Annotated in this window: 13 protein-coding genes and 1 tRNA gene; 10 read left to right on the top strand and 4 right to left on the bottom strand. The window is 60.3% G+C overall.

Features of this window, described 5'->3' with window-relative positions; translation table 11 throughout:
* Positions 1 to 189: 189 nt before the first annotated feature.
* Positions 190 to 2,835, top strand: a complete 2,646-nt coding sequence (locus tag HMPREF3104_RS06415) for a hypothetical protein (RefSeq protein WP_070494868.1) — start codon at positions 190 to 192, stop codon at positions 2,833 to 2,835.
* A 199-nt stretch (positions 2,836 to 3,034) separates the two neighbouring features.
* Here HMPREF3104_RS06415 and HMPREF3104_RS06410 read toward each other — a convergent pair whose 3' ends face one another.
* Positions 3,035 to 4,054, bottom strand: a complete 1,020-nt coding sequence (locus HMPREF3104_RS06410) for a prephenate dehydrogenase (RefSeq protein ID WP_070494867.1) — start codon at positions 4,052 to 4,054, stop codon at positions 3,035 to 3,037.
* Between the two features lie 58 nt (positions 4,055 to 4,112).
* Here HMPREF3104_RS06410 and HMPREF3104_RS06405 point away from each other — a divergent pair, with 58 nt between their 5' ends.
* The 9 genes from HMPREF3104_RS06405 to HMPREF3104_RS06365 all read left to right on the top strand — a co-directional run bounded on the left by HMPREF3104_RS06405 (position 4,113) and on the right by HMPREF3104_RS06365 (position 13,966).
* On the top strand, positions 4,113 to 4,598 hold the full coding sequence (locus tag HMPREF3104_RS06405; RefSeq protein ID WP_070494866.1) for a tRNA adenosine deaminase-associated protein: 486 nt from the start codon (positions 4,113 to 4,115) through the stop codon (positions 4,596 to 4,598).
* A gap of 10 nt (positions 4,599 to 4,608) precedes the next feature.
* Positions 4,609 to 5,070: a nucleoside deaminase gene (locus HMPREF3104_RS06400; protein WP_246816372.1), complete on the top strand. Its 462-nt coding sequence runs from the start codon at positions 4,609 to 4,611 to the stop codon at positions 5,068 to 5,070.
* Between the two features lie 77 nt (positions 5,071 to 5,147).
* Positions 5,148 to 5,405, top strand: a complete 258-nt coding sequence (locus tag HMPREF3104_RS06395) for a CsbD family protein (protein WP_070494865.1) — start codon at positions 5,148 to 5,150, stop codon at positions 5,403 to 5,405.
* 58 nt (positions 5,406 to 5,463) lie between these two features.
* Positions 5,464 to 5,551: transfer RNA gene (locus tag HMPREF3104_RS06390), tRNA-Ser, on the top strand.
* A gap of 96 nt (positions 5,552 to 5,647) precedes the next feature.
* Positions 5,648 to 8,020: an MMPL family transporter gene (locus HMPREF3104_RS06385; RefSeq protein ID WP_070494864.1), complete on the top strand. Its 2,373-nt coding sequence runs from the start codon at positions 5,648 to 5,650 to the stop codon at positions 8,018 to 8,020.
* Positions 8,017 to 9,264 carry a tRNA guanosine(34) transglycosylase Tgt gene (tgt, locus tag HMPREF3104_RS06380; protein ID WP_070494863.1) on the top strand — a complete coding sequence of 416 codons (1,248 nt, stop codon included), beginning with the start codon at positions 8,017 to 8,019 and terminating at the stop codon, positions 9,262 to 9,264. Before HMPREF3104_RS06385 ends, tgt begins: the two co-directional genes overlap by 4 nt.
* Positions 9,265 to 9,782: 518 nt before the next feature.
* Positions 9,783 to 10,100 (top strand): helix-turn-helix domain-containing protein, encoded by a 318-nt coding sequence (locus HMPREF3104_RS06375; RefSeq protein ID WP_083278976.1) that lies wholly within the window; start codon positions 9,783 to 9,785, stop codon positions 10,098 to 10,100.
* A gap of 18 nt (positions 10,101 to 10,118) precedes the next feature.
* Positions 10,119 to 11,018: a tRNA glutamyl-Q(34) synthetase GluQRS gene (gluQRS, locus tag HMPREF3104_RS06370; RefSeq protein WP_070494862.1), complete on the top strand. Its 900-nt coding sequence runs from the start codon at positions 10,119 to 10,121 to the stop codon at positions 11,016 to 11,018.
* Positions 11,019 to 11,170: 152 nt separating this feature from the next.
* A complete protein-coding gene (locus HMPREF3104_RS06365) occupies positions 11,171 to 13,966 on the top strand; it encodes a YPDG domain-containing protein (protein WP_141738156.1) in 2,796 nt (931 codons plus the stop codon).
* Here the strand turns inward: HMPREF3104_RS06365 and HMPREF3104_RS06360 are convergent.
* From HMPREF3104_RS06360 to HMPREF3104_RS06350, 3 genes are all read right to left on the bottom strand, one after another.
* The gene (locus tag HMPREF3104_RS06360; protein ID WP_070494860.1) at positions 13,947 to 15,632 is read right to left on the bottom strand and encodes an alkaline phosphatase D family protein; all 1,686 of its coding nucleotides are present in this window, start codon (positions 15,630 to 15,632) and stop codon (positions 13,947 to 13,949) included. The two genes, HMPREF3104_RS06365 and HMPREF3104_RS06360, sit on opposite strands and share 20 nt — an antisense overlap.
* Before the next feature lie 116 nt (positions 15,633 to 15,748).
* On the bottom strand, positions 15,749 to 16,246 hold the full coding sequence (locus HMPREF3104_RS06355) for a ferritin (protein WP_070494859.1): 498 nt from the start codon (positions 16,244 to 16,246) through the stop codon (positions 15,749 to 15,751).
* 45 nt (positions 16,247 to 16,291) lie between these two features.
* Positions 16,292 to 17,245, bottom strand: a complete 954-nt coding sequence (locus HMPREF3104_RS06350; RefSeq protein WP_141738155.1) for a DUF1963 domain-containing protein — start codon at positions 17,243 to 17,245, stop codon at positions 16,292 to 16,294.
* Positions 17,246 to 17,636 lie beyond the last annotated feature (391 nt).

The following is a 17,636-nucleotide window of genomic DNA, read 5'->3' as shown; positions in this document are numbered from 1 at the left end:
AGGTTGGGGGTTCGAATCCCTCCGGGCGCACCAACCGAAAACCCCGGGAGACCAGGGTTTTTTCTTTTGCCTGGGTGTTTTGGGCAACACCTGGGTTTGTCGTATTGAGATACCTCTGTGACACAAGTACATTGAGACGTGGCTTTCTGGGCCGTGCTCGAGCGCGCCCAAAATCTACGAGAGGTACCCATGAAAAACTCCAGGAACACCCGTGTCGCGGGTATTGCGCTGGCAGCTGCCGTTGCCGGAACGTTTGCGCTGACCCCAGTGCAGTCACAGGCTGCGATCAAGCCGAATGACATTGCACGTGGTCTGAACCAGCTGAATTCCATGCTGGGCCGCAATCTTGACCAGGTCGGCGCGGCAGTGACACAGCGTGTTCGCCCTGGCAGTGGTTCTGCGGGTGCTCGTTACTCTTCGGGCGGCTGGACGTACACGGCTGTTGCCTACAACCCGGGCGCTGACCGTATTTACGGTATCTCTACTGGTGAGGACGGCAAGCCGGCCGGCCACCTGCTGCGTATCAAGCCGGATATTCATGAGCTGGCGGACCTCGGCCCGCTCGACCTGCGCGGTATTAATACGAAGGACGTTGCCTCTGCGTCCATCACCCCGGCGGGTACGTTGGTGCTGTTCTCGGGCGCGGAGTTCCGCACGATTGATCTGTCTAAGGACGATCTGACTAATTCGCTGCTGTCGGACAAGATCACGGACGCTCGAGCGTTGGCCGTGAAGTCCGGCAAGATCACCATGCCGTCAAACGTGGGTGACATTGGCATTCCTAGCGCGTGGGCTTCCGGCATTGACCCGGAGAAGACCCATGAGCTCTACGCCATCTCTCGTGACCGTGACCGCATGTACAAGTGGACCTTGGATACCAAGACCGGCAAGGTTACGGTTGATCCGGTGACCATCCGCCCGGGCTTTAGCCTGGACGGCATTGGGGATCTGAACTACGCCTACACCAAGGGCGACGGCACGTTTGTGTTCGCCGATGACGCTGCGAAGAGCGTCGAGCTGCGCGGCACTGACCTGGTGGCGTCCTACTTTGGCAACACTGTGGTGGATAACTTCCGTGAGCTGGCGTACCTGCCGGTTGGCGCGGGTTACAAGCCGGTGACGCAGTTTGTGAAGCCGGATCCGCTGCCGGGCGAGTTCGCACGTGATGCGGTGAAGCCGTCTTCACAGGTCAACGCTGCTGAAGTCGTGCGTGACCTGGAGCGCATTGGCAACGCCGCGGGCAATCTGGCTAATGCTGTTGACAAGGTGAACCCAACTGCCCCGACGGTCGTTGGTGAGACCGCAGAGCCGACCCCGTCCGAAACTCAGACTGAGCCTTTGCGTAACGACGCCAACGTGCTCTCCTCCGACGCCCCCGAAACCCCCTCCGAGACTCCCTCTGAGACCCCCTCTGAGACCGGTCCGGTTGCAGTCTCCAGCACGGTTACCCCCGCTGAGACCCGTAACGTGTTGTTCTCTGTGGTGAGCCCGGACGGCTACGCCGTGCGCAACGCCGAGATTGAGATCGCGGGTACGGACATTTCCGGCAAGACGGACAAGAACGGCCAGAAGTCCCTGACCATTCCGGGCGAGGACGTCATTGCCTACATTCAGGACGAGCCCTACGTTGTCGACGCTGGCGAAACCCGCATGCGCGTCACCGTCCTGGAGGACACCGCTGTCGAGGACAAGCAGGAAGAGAAGCCGGTCGAGGACAAGCGGGAAGAGAAGCCGGCCGATAAGCCGGAAGACAAGAAGGCCGACGATCCGGTAGCCGAGGACAAGCCTGCGGAGGACCCTGCTGATCCGAAGGACCCGGCAGCTGAGCCGAAGCCGGAAGACAAGCAGCCGGAGGCTAACCCGAAGCCTGCTGAGGGTACCCAGAGCGAAAACATTCGACTGCTCGTGCAGGACGAGAAGGGCAAGAATGTTGAAGGCGCGACCATTACCACGGATGGAAATCCCATTCAGCTGAAGACGAATAGCAGTGGTGTTGTGTCGATTCCGCGTTCTCTGGTGGGCGAGCAACGTCTTTTCTACGTCACCTATGACTCTCATGTGAAGACGCTGACCCTGTCCAAGTCCACGGGCCATATTGAAGAGGTCACGCTTCCGTTCACCTACACGCCGACGACTACCTCGACTACTAAAACGACCGCTGAGCGCAAGACTGTGACCATCGGTATCACCGTGAGGACTGAGAACGGCGATCCGGTACAGAACGCTGAGGTGTACAGCGTGCATGGTCTAGCAATTGAAGTTGATGGCCTGACCGATTCGGAAGGCCTGGTCATGGTGACGATCCCGGGCAACGTCGGCAACGGCGATCACGTCATGCTCGGTGTTCGTACGGCTCCTTCGGGTTTTGACACGGTGCGCAAGAACGTCTCCCGCAAGGACGACGGTGCGGAGCTCGTGCTCCCGAAGAGCAAGAAGACCACCACTAGCACGACCAAGAACACGCCGGAGCAGATCTTGGACGTGATCAAGCAGGTTGAGCCGCTGGTGGCTGCGCTTGCTGGTCCGGCTGCGTTGGGTGCTGGTTTGGCTAACCGTGGTACCACCACGAAGACCACTACGTCGGCGCGTTCGACCACGCTTAACGGCAAGGTGTCCACGGGCCGTTCCACCACTGCTGCGAAGTCGACGTCGAAGAACAGCGCGAAGTCCACGTCCAAGTCGACCTCGAAGTCCACCTCCAAGAGCACCACCAGCACCCGCGACGGTGATCTGGCGGATACCGGTACCCCGATGACCACGGTCATCACGCTGGGTATCCTCGCGATGCTCATTGGTGGGGCGTATGTGGCGATGGGTAGGCGTCGGGAAGCATAAGCCCCCGAGACCCCTGCACCCGGTCGCCTAAGGGCTGCTCCGGGTTCAACAAATATGCAGGGGAAGATATGCAGGTCTGCAGGTCACGGACCGTTTTCATTAACGGCCACCTTATTGAAAAAACGCTCTGACCAGGGAACCTGCATATCTTCCCCTGCATATCTGTGTTTGGTAGGGGGGCGGGCAGCCGCCGACGTGACTAGAACACCTCGACGCGCCCGCCGAGGGACTCGATCTGCTTCAGCTGCTTCACCCAGCCAGGTCCGCCCGGGTGTACGCGCATCACCGGGCGCGAGGAAATGGCCACTGGCGAGACGGACTCGCGACGCGCACCCGAGCGCGCGTTCATGCGCACGTGCGCGCGGTAGCCGGACTCGGCCAGCCACTCCATCGTCGGGTTCTCGGAAGCAAGACCCTCGCGGGCGCGAACCAGCAGGTCAATGTATTCATCAAGTACCTTGACAAGCGGCTCCGCATTGGTTTCACACATGTTGCGCACCAAAGACGGCTGCGTGCCGGCCACGCGCGTGGCGCCCTTAAACGAACCAGCGGCAAGTGACTGGGCCAGCGTGTAGCCGTGATCCCCAACAATGGACAGGGCTTCTGCCATCACGTGCGGCAGGTGGGACACACGCGCCACGGCCTCGTCGTGCGCTTCCGCAGAAACTGGCACGGCCTCCGCGCCAACGAGGGCAACCATGCGGCACACATCGGCAAAAAGATCCGCCCACTCCTGCGGCAAGCGCTCCGTTCCCTCCGAGCACTCCACGGCGTAGTCGTACGTGACCACCCACGCCGCGCGCGCGAACAGCCCGGTTTGGGAGGCCGCCCAACCGGACGCTTCCGTCCCCGCCATCGGGTGGCCGCCAACGTAGCGCTCAAGCATGCCGCGCTCATGCACAAGGGCGTAGACCGGCGCTTTTACAGACACAACGTCGGTAATGCCGCAGCTGGGCGCCCACTGGGCGATGGCATCGAGCATTTCAGCGACCACGTCGAACGGCACGGCGATCACGATGAGGGCGCCCAGATCCTCGGCACGCCGCAAGACGGCCTCAAGGTCCACGATCACGTCGAACCCGTCTGCGGCTGCTTGGCGTGCGCCTGCGTTGGAGTGCGTGTATCCAAAGGTGGGGTGGTTGTGCGCGGCAAGGTCGCGCATCAGGGAGCCGCCGATGAGGCCATTGCCAAGAATGCACACAGGTCGCAGTTTGGTCATGGACCATGAGTTTAACCCCCTGTTGTAACTGCCGCGTGCCGACTACGCTGTTGAAACCATGAGCCACTCTTACAGTGAGGGGTATGCCCTTACCGTCGCAAGGACGGATTCTGGCTGGTCAGTGCGCCGGTTCAGGGATGATTTTGAGGACATATCAACTTCCATCGACGCGGTGCGCGCCCTGCGCAGTGAGGGTCCGGCGTTCGCCATGTTGAATGTAGAGGATGAGTACCTGCTCATCGTCCGCCCCGGCCCGAGCAGCGTGCGGGTCCTGATTAGCGACGCCACAATGGCCGTCGACGACGACTTCGCCGCAGATGCGCTGGAAGAGGCCGGTTTTGAGATCCCTGACATTGACATTGATCTGCTCGATGACACCGAGGCGTGGGCTGACGGAAACTTCGACATCCTCGCTGACCTTGGTCTTTCGGAGCAGATGATGAGCATTTTGCTTGACAGCGATCCGGCGCCCCACGACCTTGCGCTCACCATCGCCGAGGACCTGGACTTTGCAGACGAGTTTCTCCGTGCTTCCAAAACGTAGGGCGGAATCCATGGAATCCGCAAAGGCCGCAGAAGAGCGGATGCGTGAGGCTATCGCCATAGCCCAAACGACTCCGGAGGGGGATGTTCCCGTGGGGGCAATTGTCTACGGGCCGGGTGGGGAAGTGGTGGGGGTTGGGACGAATCGTCGATTAGCAAACTGCGATCCAACAGCTCACGCGGAAGTGGAGGCGATCCGCCAAGCTGCCAAGAACCTGGGGACGTGGCGGCTGGATGGGTGCGAGCTGGTGGTCACGCTGGAGCCGTGCACGATGTGCGCTGGAGCGATCCTGGGGGCGCGGGTGTCCTCGCTGGTCTTTGGTGCTTTCGAACCGAAGACTGGCGCGGTGGGCAGCGTGCTGGACGCGCTGAGGGACCCGCGGCACCTGCACACCGTGGAAGTGCGCGGCGGGGTGCTGGAGGCAGCAACTAGCCAGCTGATGAGCACCTTTTTCAACGGTTTACGTGACTGAATTGTTATGGCGCTGCAGCCGGCAGTGCGCCTATGGTTGGAATTGTTATTAACCAATAAAACGAAAAGGAGCACACCATGGCTTTGGAAGGCAAGGGCGACCAGATCAAGGGCAACATCAAGGAAGGCCTCGGCGAGCTGACCGATAACGAGAAGCTGCAGAACGAGGGCAAGGCTGACAACCTGGTTGGCAACGTTAAGGAGACCGTGGCTAACGCTGGCGACGCTATTAAGGACAAGGCCAGCGAGGTTGCCGCGAAGGTTGAGGACAAGGCTAACGAGGTTGCCGCAAAGGTGGAAGACAAGCGCGAGGAGCGCGAGGCAGAGAATAACTAGTGCCTGCTTGGCGTGGTGAATTTGGCCACGCGGGCACGCAACCGTTACGCTAGCTTGCGGTAGCGTGTCCGAGCGGCCGAAGGTACTCGCCTCGAAAGCGAGTGAGGGTAAAACCTCCGCGGGTTCAAATCCCGCCGCTACCGCCACTAAACTTTTAAACCGGCATCACCTGCAAGGCAGGCGGTGCCGGTTTTTTAAACAGAATCCAACGTTCGCACTCCTAGTCCGAGGATGGAAACCCATTGGCGAAGCTGCTGTACAAGCTGGGACGCTGGTCCTACCTGAATAAGTGGAAGGTGATCATCGCCTGGCTGCTGATCTTGGCTGCTTCTGCCGGTGCGGCGTTTTCGCTTTCAAAGCCGTTTACCTCAAACTTTGCCATTGATGGCACCCCGGCGATTGACGCGCTGGACACCATGGAGCGCAACTTCCCTGGCGGCGGCAACGTGGCCACGGCACCGGGTGTGAACTTGGTGTTTGCCGCCCCTGAAGGCCAGCAGCTGACGGACCCCGCGCATATGGCGGCGATGGATGAGGTTATCGCCCATATTGATGAGCACCTTGAAGTGCGCGGTACGGAGCGTTTTGGCAACCCGGTGCTGGTGAATCAGCAGCTGCAGGAGACCATTGTTGGCCAGATGACGCAGATGGGCCTGCCGGAGGAGGCGGCCCAAAAAGATGCGTACAACGTGCGCCTTTTGTCTGATGACGGCCGGATTGGCTACACCACGTTCGAGTTTGATGCAGAGTCCAACTTTGAGGTCACGGAAGAGGACCGCCAGGTTGTGGCTGATGCGATGGACATTGGCCGCGCGGCTGGCCTCCAAGTAGAGGCGGGCGGTGCCGGTTACGGCGACCCGATTGAGGTCAACACCACCTCAGAGCTGATTGGTATCGGCGTGGCGTTTTTGGTGCTGCTGGTCACGTTCGGCTCGTTTGCGGCGTCCACTATGCCCATCGTGTCCGCGATTGTGGGCGTGGGCATCGGCGCGCTGGCTATTTTGACCACCACGCATTGGGTGGAGCTCAATGACGTCACCCCGGTTTTGGCGGTGATGATTGGTCTTGCGGTGGGTATTGATTACTCGCTGTTTATCTTGTCGCGTTACCGCCAGGAGCGCAAGACCCGCAGCGGCCCGGATGCGGCCGGTATGGCGGTGGGCACGGCGGGTAGTTCCGTGGTGTTCGCTGGCGCCACGGTGTTTGTGGCGCTGGTTGCGCTGGTGCTCGCCGGCATTGAGTTCCTCTCCTGGATGGGCGTGGCCGCCGCCTTTACGGTGTTCGTCTCCGTGTTGGTGGCGTTGACCATGCTGCCGGCGCTGCTTGGCGCGTGGGGCAACAAGGCGTTCGCCGGGCGCATTCCCAAGATTGCTGGCGAGCACTTGCATGAGCGATCCATGGGCCGCAACTGGGTGAATTTTGTGCGCCGCTTCCCGGCGTTGGTGATGGCCGTGGTGATTGTGGCGCTTGGCGCCATGTCCGCCCCGGTGTTGGGGCTGCAGATGGCGTTGCCGTCTGACTCCACCTCCAACCTGGACACCACGCAGCGCAAGTCCGCGGACTTGATGGCCGAAGGCTTTGGCCCCGGCGTGAACGCGCCGCTGTTGCTGGTGGTGGACGCCCACGGGGTGAACCCGGATGCGGAGATCCTGCAGCCGTACATGGCGGCGATGCCGGATGAGGCGGGTGGCCGCGCGCAGAAGGCGGCGCTGGCTAGCTTCCTCTACGCCGCGCAGGAGGCGAACAGCGTCAGCGGTGTGGTGCATGCGCAGTTGGTGAATGTGAATGAGGATTTCACTGCCGCGCAGATCATGGCCACTCCTGACGGCGGCCCTGAGGAGGAGTACACGCTGAAGGTGGCACATGGTCTGCGGGAGAACAACCAGCAGGTTGAGGACGCTACCGGCGTTGACATCGGCTTGACGGGTCTGACTGCGGTGCAGATGGACATCACTGAGGAGCTTGCCAAGGCGATGCCGCTTTACCTGGCCATTGTGGTTGGTTTGGCCATTGTGTTGCTGATGGTGGTGTTCCGCTCCATATTGGTTCCGCTGGTTGCTGGTCTGGGTTTCTTGCTCTCCGTCGGCGCCGCGTTCGGCCTGACGGTGTTGGTGTGGCAGGACGGCCTGTGGGACCTGGTGAATACGCCGACCCCGATCCTGTCGTTCTTGCCCATCTTCCTCATCGGTGTCACCTTCGGCCTGGCCATGGATTATCAGGTGTTCCTAGTCACCCGCATGCGGGAGCATTATTTGCACCTCTTGCGCGACAAGGAGCCTCATGCTTATCGACGCGCCGTGGTCCACTCCACCGTCGAAGGCTTCGCCCAGGGCGCGCGCGTGGTTACCGCGGCGGCGATTATTATGATCGCGGTCTTCGTGGCATTCATCAACCAGCCGTTGCCATTTATTCAAATCTTCGGCTTCGCCCTGGGCGCCGCCGTCTTGTTTGACGCCTTCTTCATCCGCATGGCGTTGGTGCCGGCGACGATGTTCTTGATGGGCCCGTCCACCTGGTGGATGCCGAAGTGGCTGGACAAGGTCTTGCCGGAAGTAGACGTGGAGGGCACTGAGCTGGAGGGGCTGGAGCCTGAGCTGGAAGGAGCTGCGCGATGAGAGAATTCGAGCTGACTACGGAGCTGTACAACGAGCCGGGCAAGCACGGCCGCACGGGCGTAATCCATACCCCGCACGGTGATATTCAAACGCCGGCGTTCATTCCGGTTGCCACGAAGGCAACGGTGAAGACGTTGACGCCGGAGCAGATCCGCTCCACCGGCGCGCAGGCGATCCTGTCCAACGCGTACCACCTGTATTTGCAGCCGGGTCCGGACATTGTGGATGAGGCTGGCGGCGTGGCTGCCTTTGAAAACTGGCATGGGCCGACCTATACGGACTCGGGTGGTTTCCAGGTGATGAGCTTGGGTGTGGGCTTTAAGAAGGTCCTGGCCATGGATACCGCAGGGCTTGTGGAGGGCGATATCCGCGCAGCAAACAAGGACCGCATGGCGCGCGTTGATGATGACGGGGTGGACTTCAAGTCTTTCATCGACGGCTCCTCCCACCGCTTCACGCCCGAGGTGAGCATGCAGATCCAGCACCAGCTGGGCGCGGACATCATGTTCGCCTTCGATGAGCTGACCACCCTGGTGGACACCCGCGAGTACCAGGAGCACTCCGTGGAGCGAACCCGTCGTTGGGCGAAGCGCTGTCTTGATGAACATCACCGGCTCACTGAGCTGCGTACGCACCGCCCGAAGCAGTCGTTGTGGGGGGTTGTGCAGGGCGCACAGTATGAGGATTTGCGCAGGCATGCAACGCGCGGCCTGCTGGAGCTAGACCGCGAGGCGCGTGAGGCCGGCCGCCGTGGCTTTGGTGGCTTCGGCATCGGTGGCGCGTTGGAGAAGGAAAACCTGGGCACCATTGTTGGTTGGGTGACTGATGAGTTGCCGGTGGACAAACCGCGCCACTTGCTGGGGATTTCTGAGCCGGATGACATCTTCACCGCTGTTGAGGCTGGTGCGGACACCTTTGACTGTGTGGCGCCGACCCGACTGGGTCGCCGTGGTGGCGTGTACACCTTGGACGGGCGCCTTAACCTGATGGGTGCTCGCTTCAAGCGCGACTTCTCCGGCGTGGATGAGGAGTTCGGCGGCTACGTGTCTGAGAACTACTCGCGCGCCTACATCCACCACTTGCTCAAGGCGAAGGAGTTCTTGGCAGGCACGCTGTGCACCATGCACAACGTGGAGTTCATGGTCCGTCTGGTGGACAACATCCGCGCTGCCATTGATAACGGCAACTATGAGGCCTTCCGGGACGAATTCTTGGGCCGCTACTACGCGGGTAAGCAGAAGTAGGGTCTCCCCACGGTTTCAGCCCGCTCACGCAACCTCGTAGTATGAATGTTCTCAGTAAGATCTGAGACGGACTTTTGGGGTAAGTATCTGCTCATGTGAGTCACGTGGGACGGACGCAGCGATTGAGCACGTTCTGGCTTCGCTGGGGATTGAGATCTGTGCTACAGAGTGGGGCAAAAGCTTAGGAAAAGGTCTCTACGAATTGCGAATAAGACGCGATTTGGGAACGATCCTGCAGGAGTATGGGCCGCCAGATCTAGGCGACGAAATCCCGCAAGGGTGGCGAAAGAAACGGGTGCTCATCCGTGTCTATTGCACGTTCTACGGTAGGAAAGTTGTCTTGCTGCTTGGAGGGTATAACAAGCTGCGCAATCCAAGCCGAAAGCAGGAGCAAAAAGAGACCCGCGCGGCAAGGGCTGCGCTGGACGCTGGAGAAGAACCTAGCAGGCACTTGCTCGTATGTGATAAAACACATAACATTGCTCAAGATGCGCGATCTGGAGGAAGTGGGATAAAAAATGAGAACTACAAAATTTGAGGACTTTGTTCGGCCATATCGGGATTCAGCATCACCGGCAGCTGAAGTGATCCGTGGTTCAGCAGCACGCGCGTTCACTGCGGAGCTTGCGGAGCGCAAGGCGGTGGGTGCTGCTCTGGCGTCAGCGCGACATGATTGTGGTGCCACGCAGCAGTCTGTGGCTGATGCTGCTGGTATCCAGCAGGCTGAACTTAGCCGTATTGAAAATGGGGTTGGCAATCCAACCGTCGAGACGCTACTCAAGATTGTTGCCGCATTGGATTTACGTTTGACATTCACGCCGATTCAGGAACGCTAAGTCTAGGGGTACAACGCCATGTTCCAAGGTCCAGCCGGCAGGTATGCGCCAAGCCCGAGTGGTGATTTACATTTTGGCAACCTGCGCACGGCGGTGTTGGCGTGGTTGTTCGCGCGCCAGTCGGGCCGCAATTTTTACATGCGGGTGGAGGATATTGATTCGGAGCGTTCCAGTGCGGAGTCCGCGAAGCGCCAGCTAGAGGACCTCGCCGCGCTTGGCATTGAGTGGGATGAGCCGGTGCTGTACCAGCACGATCGGGGTGGGGCCTACGCGCAGGCGCTGGCCGCGCTGCCCACCTATGAGTGTTATTGCACGCGCCGCGACATCCGGGAGGCCGCGTCCGCGCCGCATGCCCAGCCCGGCATGTACCCCGGCACCTGCAGGGATCTTCCGGAGGAGCTTCGTGCTTTTCGACGCCTAACGCTCTCCTCCGAAGGCCGCCTCCCCGCAATCCGCTTGCGTGCAGACGTTCGCGAGTGGACCGTGCGGGACTTCTACCACGGGGAGTTCACGGGCCCGGTGGATGACGTGATTTTGCGCCGCGGTGGTCGCTTCGATCAGGCACAGGCGGGGGACTGGGCGTACAACCTTGCGGTGGTTGTGGATGACGGTTTCCAGGGCGTCGACCAAGTCGTGCGTGGTGATGACTTGCTGTTTTCCGCACCTGCCCAGGCTTATGTAGCTTCCTTATTGGGATATGAGGAACCTGAGTATGTGCACGTGCCGCTGGTGGTCAATGCTGAGAATAAACGCTTGGCTAAGCGGGACGGTGCGGTGACGTTGCGCGAGATGGCGCAAGCAAGCGGGGTGCAAGGGGTGCTCCACATGCTTGCAGAATCAATCGGTGCGGACCCTTCTGACCTGCTTGGAAGCTTCGATCCGTCGCGGCTGCCGCGGGCGCCGTGGGTGTGGCGCTGAAATTAATTCCCGAAAAAGCTTGCAATCGGCTGGAAATTTCCGGATAGTGAAATAATCTGTAAAAACTCAGGTACTTCTGACCTTCCCGTGAGATGCATGCAAGGATGTTTATGAAACCGTAAGGAATCGCAAAGAAAACAGCGGCTGGGGTGGTGGCACTGGCCCTTGGGGCGTCGGCCGTTGTAGCGCCGCAGGCGCACGCACTACCGGCGGAGTTCGTCAGCCCTCCGGGGCGGGTATCGAACCCGGAGCAGGGGCAATGCACCGTGGTGCTGTCTATCAACACCACCTCGGTGTCGCCAGGACGTGCCTTTGCGCAGTCTCAGAGCGGCGTGACGGTTGGCGTTGGTCTGGACGCTGGCAACACCCAGTTCACACCGTGGATCACCCTGGACCCTGAGGGTGAGCGCATTTTTGAATCCGCGAAGGCGAATATCACCGTGGAGAATGAGGCCCTGCAGTCTGCGGCGCACAACTATTCCGTAGAAAAGCGCAGTAAGGGCAGCTACGATGCCGGCCCGCTCGATAGCGGCGAAAATGCGGTCTTGGACATCACCGATTTGTCTCCGGTGAAGCCTGATCAGTTCTCCCTGGCCCAGGGGCAGAAGCAGATCGCTCACGGGACGCTTGGTGTGGACCCTGCCTCGACGGGGGCGCAGACGTGGGCCTGGAAGATCACCTCGCCAACGATCAGGGCGCACGAGCGGTCTCGTGTGAGCCCGGAGGCTGTGGTCAATGTCGCGCCGTGGCCGATTGAGTCGGATGATTGTTTGCCGCTCACGCCTTCTGAGAAGAAGTCCCAGCCGATTATTGCGGACGGTAAGGAATACAACACCGGCATCACCGTTTCCAACGGTGCTGCGTCTGATTACGCACGCCTGACCGGCAACGTCTCCATCGCTGGTAAGAAGATCGAGGGCGCCAAGGTGCGTGTGGATGCCTCGGGCAAGGTCTTTGTCACCCTTCCCAAGGGCGCAACCGGCGCTGATGACAACAAGAAGGCCGCCAAGGTTGACGTAGAGCTGCTTGCTCAGCCGCGCGAAGCTACCAAGGATTCGGCGCATGAGTCCTACAACACGGCCCAGGTGCTCCGCGTTGTTGATGGAAGCGGCCAAGTTAACCAGGATTCTGCCCTGTTTGTTGGCTCCGTCCCAGTGCAGAAGTTTGCCCCGGCCTACAACTCCCCGAGCACGGTGAAGCCGGGTGCATCCGTCGATGTTGCGCTGAAGACCCAGCCGGGCAACGTGCGCGGCCACGCCGTTGGCGCGACCTACACCGTGGTTAACCCGCCGCAGGGTTGGACAGCGCAGCCGGCAAAGGACGGCACGCTGAAGGTCACGGCACCGAAGGGCGCGAAGCACGGCGATGAGGCCACCTTCAACGTGAAGGTCACCTACACCGATGGCTCGAGTGACACCATCACCACCGTGGTGAAGGTGCAGGATGACGCGAATAACCTGCACACCCCGGGCTACGGCGAGACCTACGGCAAGGTCAACACCGAGGTCACTCTGGAGCAGAACAATAAGGACCTGCCGGAAGGCTCCACGTTCACCATCACCCCGGGCCAGGACCTGGGCGATTGGGCGCCGAAGGTTGACCCGAATACCGGCACCATCACGGTGACCATCCCGGGCTCCGCGAACCCGGGTGATCAGAAGACGATTCTGGTGGACGTGGAGTACCCGGACGGTAGCGTCGATAAGCAAGTGCCCGCGAAGGTCACTGTGCTGAACCAGCCGGGCTACGGCGAGGTTACTGACAAGCCGGGTGCCAAGGTTGAGTTGGAGCACACGGGCAAGGTTGTGGATGGCTCCACGTTCACCATCACCCCGGAGCAGGACCTGGGCGAGTGGGATCCGCAGGTTGACCCGAACACCGGCACGATCACGGTGACCATTCCGGACACCGCCAAGGATGGAGACGAGAAGACGATTCTCATCAACGTCAAGGACCCGAAGTCCGGTAAGACCGAAACGGTGCCGGGCAAGGTCATTGTGAAGGATCCGAAGCAGCCGGATACGCCGAGCAACCCGAACCCGAACAACAACACCACCATTGTGATTGTTGTGCCGAAGGGTCCGGACGCAACGGTAGAGATTGACAAGGACAAGACCCCCGAGGTGCCGGACGGCAGCACGCCGCCTGCTGTTACCCCAGGTAACGGCCAGATCACCATCAACATCCCGAATGGTGTGCAGCCGGGCACCAAGATCACCATCCCGGTGACCATCACCAACCCGGACGGGTCGAAGGAAACCAAGGAAATCACCGTTGAGGTTCCGGAGCTGCCGAAGAATGGCGGCAACAACGTGGTCATTGTGACCCCGGGTGGTAACGGTGACGTGAAGGTCCCCGAAGGCTGGACCTACACCAAGGACGGCGACAACATCACCGTTCACGTTCCTGGTGGCACCAAGCCGGGTGACTACACGGTGACTGTCCCGGGCCCGAACAACACCAACGTTGACGTGCAGGTAACCGTGCCTAACACTGATCCGAACAACGGCAAGGGTTCCAGCGACGCGGTGAATAAGTGCTTCGAAAACGCCATCACCTCTCCGCTGTTCTACCTGCTGCCAATCGGCATCCTGGGCGCCGTCGCTGGTAACCTGGCCGCGCCGTACATGACTGAGGTGAACAACCAGCTGAACTCGCTGGCACGCCAGTTCAATTCGGACGTGAACTTTGACTTCGGTCTTGGCAACAACGGTTGGGATAACTCCACCAACAACTACAACCAGTTCGGTGCAATTGGTGAGCAGTTCGGCGCATTCATGAATGACCCGAACCTGCGCGAGCTTGGGACGATCGCACTGGGTCTCCTTGGGGCACTTGCAACCGCGGGCCTGCTGTATGACTGGTGCTCCCACGAGCCGGGTGAGGCCGTCACCTCCATCGGCTCCGCAAAGAAGGACGCTCCGGAATCTAGTCGGGCACAGGGGTAAAACCCGAGCCCCTGCGCCAGGTCAACGACGTGCCCGGTGAGACGGGGGAGTGGGGGTTGAGGATGTCGTCCACACGCCGCCAGTTCGTGTGGACGGCGTCGGGGGTGATCGTCACAGCGCAGTAGCCGTGCGTGGCCATGGCAACGTGGTGCAGGCTCGGGTTGGCGGCGCGGATATAGCGGGTGGCGGCGTTGATAAGCGTGCTGCTACCGGGCACCTTCAGCGACTCGGCCACGTTCGGCGCGGTGATAGAGGCGCACACAACTTCGCAGCCGATCTGCTCGCCTTCATACGAGATGGTGTGGGCCCATTCGGAGTGGATGTCCCCAGTCAAAAAAATCGGGTTTTTTCCTAGCCGCCCAAGGGTGTTGATCACGCGGCGGCGTTCAAAGTCGAAGCCGTCCCACTGGTCACCATTCAGCGGCAAGTGCTCGTATGCGGGGGCGGTGGCGGTGAGGATATTGGACGACAACGCCGCTGCCACCGGGCGCGTCTTCGGGCTTTGCATCACCGCGCCGAGGCGCATGGGTGAGAACATCACGGAGTTGCCCAGCGCGTTCCACGTTGTATCAGACTCGTGGAGGGTGTCTATGAGCCAGTTGTACTGTTCGGCGCCGAGCATGCTGCGGGCGTCCCCAGGCTGGCGGCGGCCGCCTTTCCAAAACTCCACATCACGGTAGGTGCGCAGGTCCATGACGGTCAGTTCCACCAGGTCCCCGAACCTAAAGGAGCGGTAGATGTGGCCTTCCGCCGACGGCTCAGTAGTGCGAACCGGCATCCATTCGTAGTAGGCGCGGATGGCGGCGTCACGGCGCTCCAGAAAATCCCCCTCATCCACCTGATGGTTATCGGCGCCTTCGGCCCAGAAGTTGTTGGCCACTTCGTGGTCGTCCCACACCACAATCCACGGCATCGCGGCGTGCGCAGCCTGCAGGTCCCGGTCGGTACGGTAGCGACCGTAGCGTGCGCGGTAGTCCGCAAGTGTCAGCGTTTCGTGCGCCGGTTCGTGCAGGCGCACAGGTCCCCAGCCGGAGTATTCGCCTTGTGCGTATTCGTAGATGTAGTCGCCCAAGAACACGGTGAGGTCCAGCTCGTTGTCCCACGCGCGTTCGGCCATGTCGCGGTAGGCGGCGAAGAACCCGGCCTCATAGTTCGCGCACGATGCCACGGCCCATCGCTGCAGCTCAACCGGCCCTTCTGGTGCGGTTTTGGTCCGCCCGACCGGCGATGTCGCCCCCTCGTGCGGCCCGGCCGTGACCACAAAGCGGTAGTAGTAGACGCTTGAGGGCTCAAGCTTATCGACGTCCACGTGCACCCCATGATCCCTCCCAACCTGAGCCACCACGTGACCTTCCCGAACGATCCGCGTGAACTCCTGATCCTGCGCCACCTCCCAGCGCAGCGGGGTTGGCGATCCTCTTCCGGAGCCCGGCCAGGCGTACTCATCAGGGGTTACGCGCGTCCAGATAACCACGGCATCTGGCAGCGGGTCGCCGGAGGCAACACCGTGAACAAACGGCAGCGGTGCGAGCTCGTCTTGTGCCAGCGGCATCCGCGACGGCGCCGGCTGCATGCTTTGCGCAAACGCCTGCGTTGCAAGTCCCGCACCCACCGCACCGACGGCTGCGGCGCGGCGGAAAAACGAACGACGAGAAACGCGTGTCACGCCAACATGGTCAATGACACGCGTTTAAATCGCCACCGCTAGAGGCGGTGTTTGTGCAGGTTTCGCCCCAAATTCAACGGGCGTTTACCTGCGGTTTCGGTTGCTTATACGGTGGCCTACTCGGTGGTGCTGCGGTTGGCCAACGCGGCGTCGATACGCAAAAGCCCCGAACCGTCAGTGCCAACAAGCTCAAGCTGGTCCACAATCTCGCCCACCGTGGACTCTTCCTGAATCTGCTCCTCCAGGAACCAGTTCAGCAGAGCGCGCGATCCGAGGTCGCCCACCTCATCAGCAATGCGCGTGATTTCGCGGATCTGCTCGGAGACCTTCTTCTCGTGCGCAAGTGCTGCGCGGAAGGCGTCGAGCGGGGTGCTGATCTCCGGCGCGTCGATCGTGATGTCGTGCGGTTTCACGCGCTCACCACGGTCAATGAGGTGCTGCGCGAACTTCTGCGCGTGGTCGCACTCCTCCTGGGCCTGGGCGGCAAACCAAGAGCACAGGCCCGGGAAGGACAGGGCGTCCATCTCGTTTGCCAGGTAGCGGTAGATGTAAGCCGCGCGGTATTCCTCGGTGACCTGCTGGGTCATTGCTTCTTTGAGTTTCTCGTTAACCATGCTTTGGGATTTTAGTTGATTTTGTGGGGAATGGGTAGGGGGAAACTAGCCACAGTCCCAGTAGAAAACAGCCCCATCGGCCGTGCCGGTGTTTTCGGAGCGGTACACCACGGCCTCGCCGGCCTGCATTTTCTTCAATGCGTCCGGGTGCAGAAATACGTGGGCCACACCTAAATCACCCCACATCGCTTCGAAGGGAAGCTCTTCTTCCAGATATGTGGAATCAATTTCCAGGAAGTGAACGTACCCATCAGGCTGAAAAGGGTCTTGGGCGAAAGCGGGGAAACCGCCAAGCATAATGTTGCTTTGGTTGCTGGCTGCGGCTCGCATCTCAACTAGCTCGTCAAAGTACTCATCGTTATCAAGAAAGTCGTCGTCCTTTTCGGACTCCAACGCCTCGTACACTGCTTGGTCAGTGGGAGGGATCATTGCCACTGCACTAGACAAGGAAATCGGAGAGTTCATAACCTCCCCAAGATCCTTGCTAAACGGGGAACAAAAATCCTCGTGCTCTTCATCGAAGTCAGCAGGCTCCGCGGTATGCGGTCCAGGGAAGCTGTGGTTGCCAAAGCCTTCCGCAGGCTCAGGGATATAGCGAATCTCCATGCCGTCGCCAGGCGAATCTGAAGTAAATCCGCCGCTGAGGGGATCAGCGCCGACAAAGAGTTGAAAAATTCCTGATTCCGGAATCAATCCGTCGAGAGTTGCTTCGCTTGTCGACGCCCCCTCCGCACGCACATGACCGACAATATCCGCAAAATTCAGCTGAATGATGTGGAGCAGTGGCTGACCGCTCTTTGCGATGGGCCATGCCGCACCTTCCGGAAGGTACGGCCTGCCACCGAAGTACGAACCATGTTCGGTCGGAGTGCCGTTGGAGTAGGGAAGGACGACACCTGGTGTAGCTAGTTGGATGAGGCCATCAGTGTCTTCGGAAATATGCTCTCCGGACTCGATCATCGATCGGAGCGCTTGAACCTGTGCTGAGAAGTCTGACACGGCAGGAGTTCCTTTCGCTAGGAAAACAAACTGTTTAATCGGAGATTGTCCTTCAAGAAAAAGAATGCTGCAATAGATATCTAGCCTGGCTTGGCTCGCGGTTGGGCGTTGAAGATCCCTTCGAGATTGTGACCTGTGGGTTTGGGCTTGGGCTTGCGGTTGGTGAAAGCTCGGCACTCATTTCGGCACTCATTTGTCCCAGGTCAGGAACCAGGTCGAGGCCTCCTTCGGAAAAATGGCCTGTTTTTGTTTTGGATCGGGCCACCTGGATTCTCTTACTCGGGTCGGGTATCGACCAGTTCTGCTGGGTCGAAGTTCTCCGACCAGCCGTAGTCGTACTCTGGGTCCGGGAAGGGCGGTTCACAAAAATCGGGTTCTTTTGGCAACGGCT

This window comes from Corynebacterium sp. HMSC30G07, assembly GCF_001806945.1.
Lineage (GTDB): Bacteria > Actinomycetota > Actinomycetes > Mycobacteriales > Mycobacteriaceae > Corynebacterium > Corynebacterium riegelii.
The sequence above is the reverse complement of the archived record's forward strand: the minus strand, read 5'-3'. Positions and strand labels throughout refer to the sequence as shown.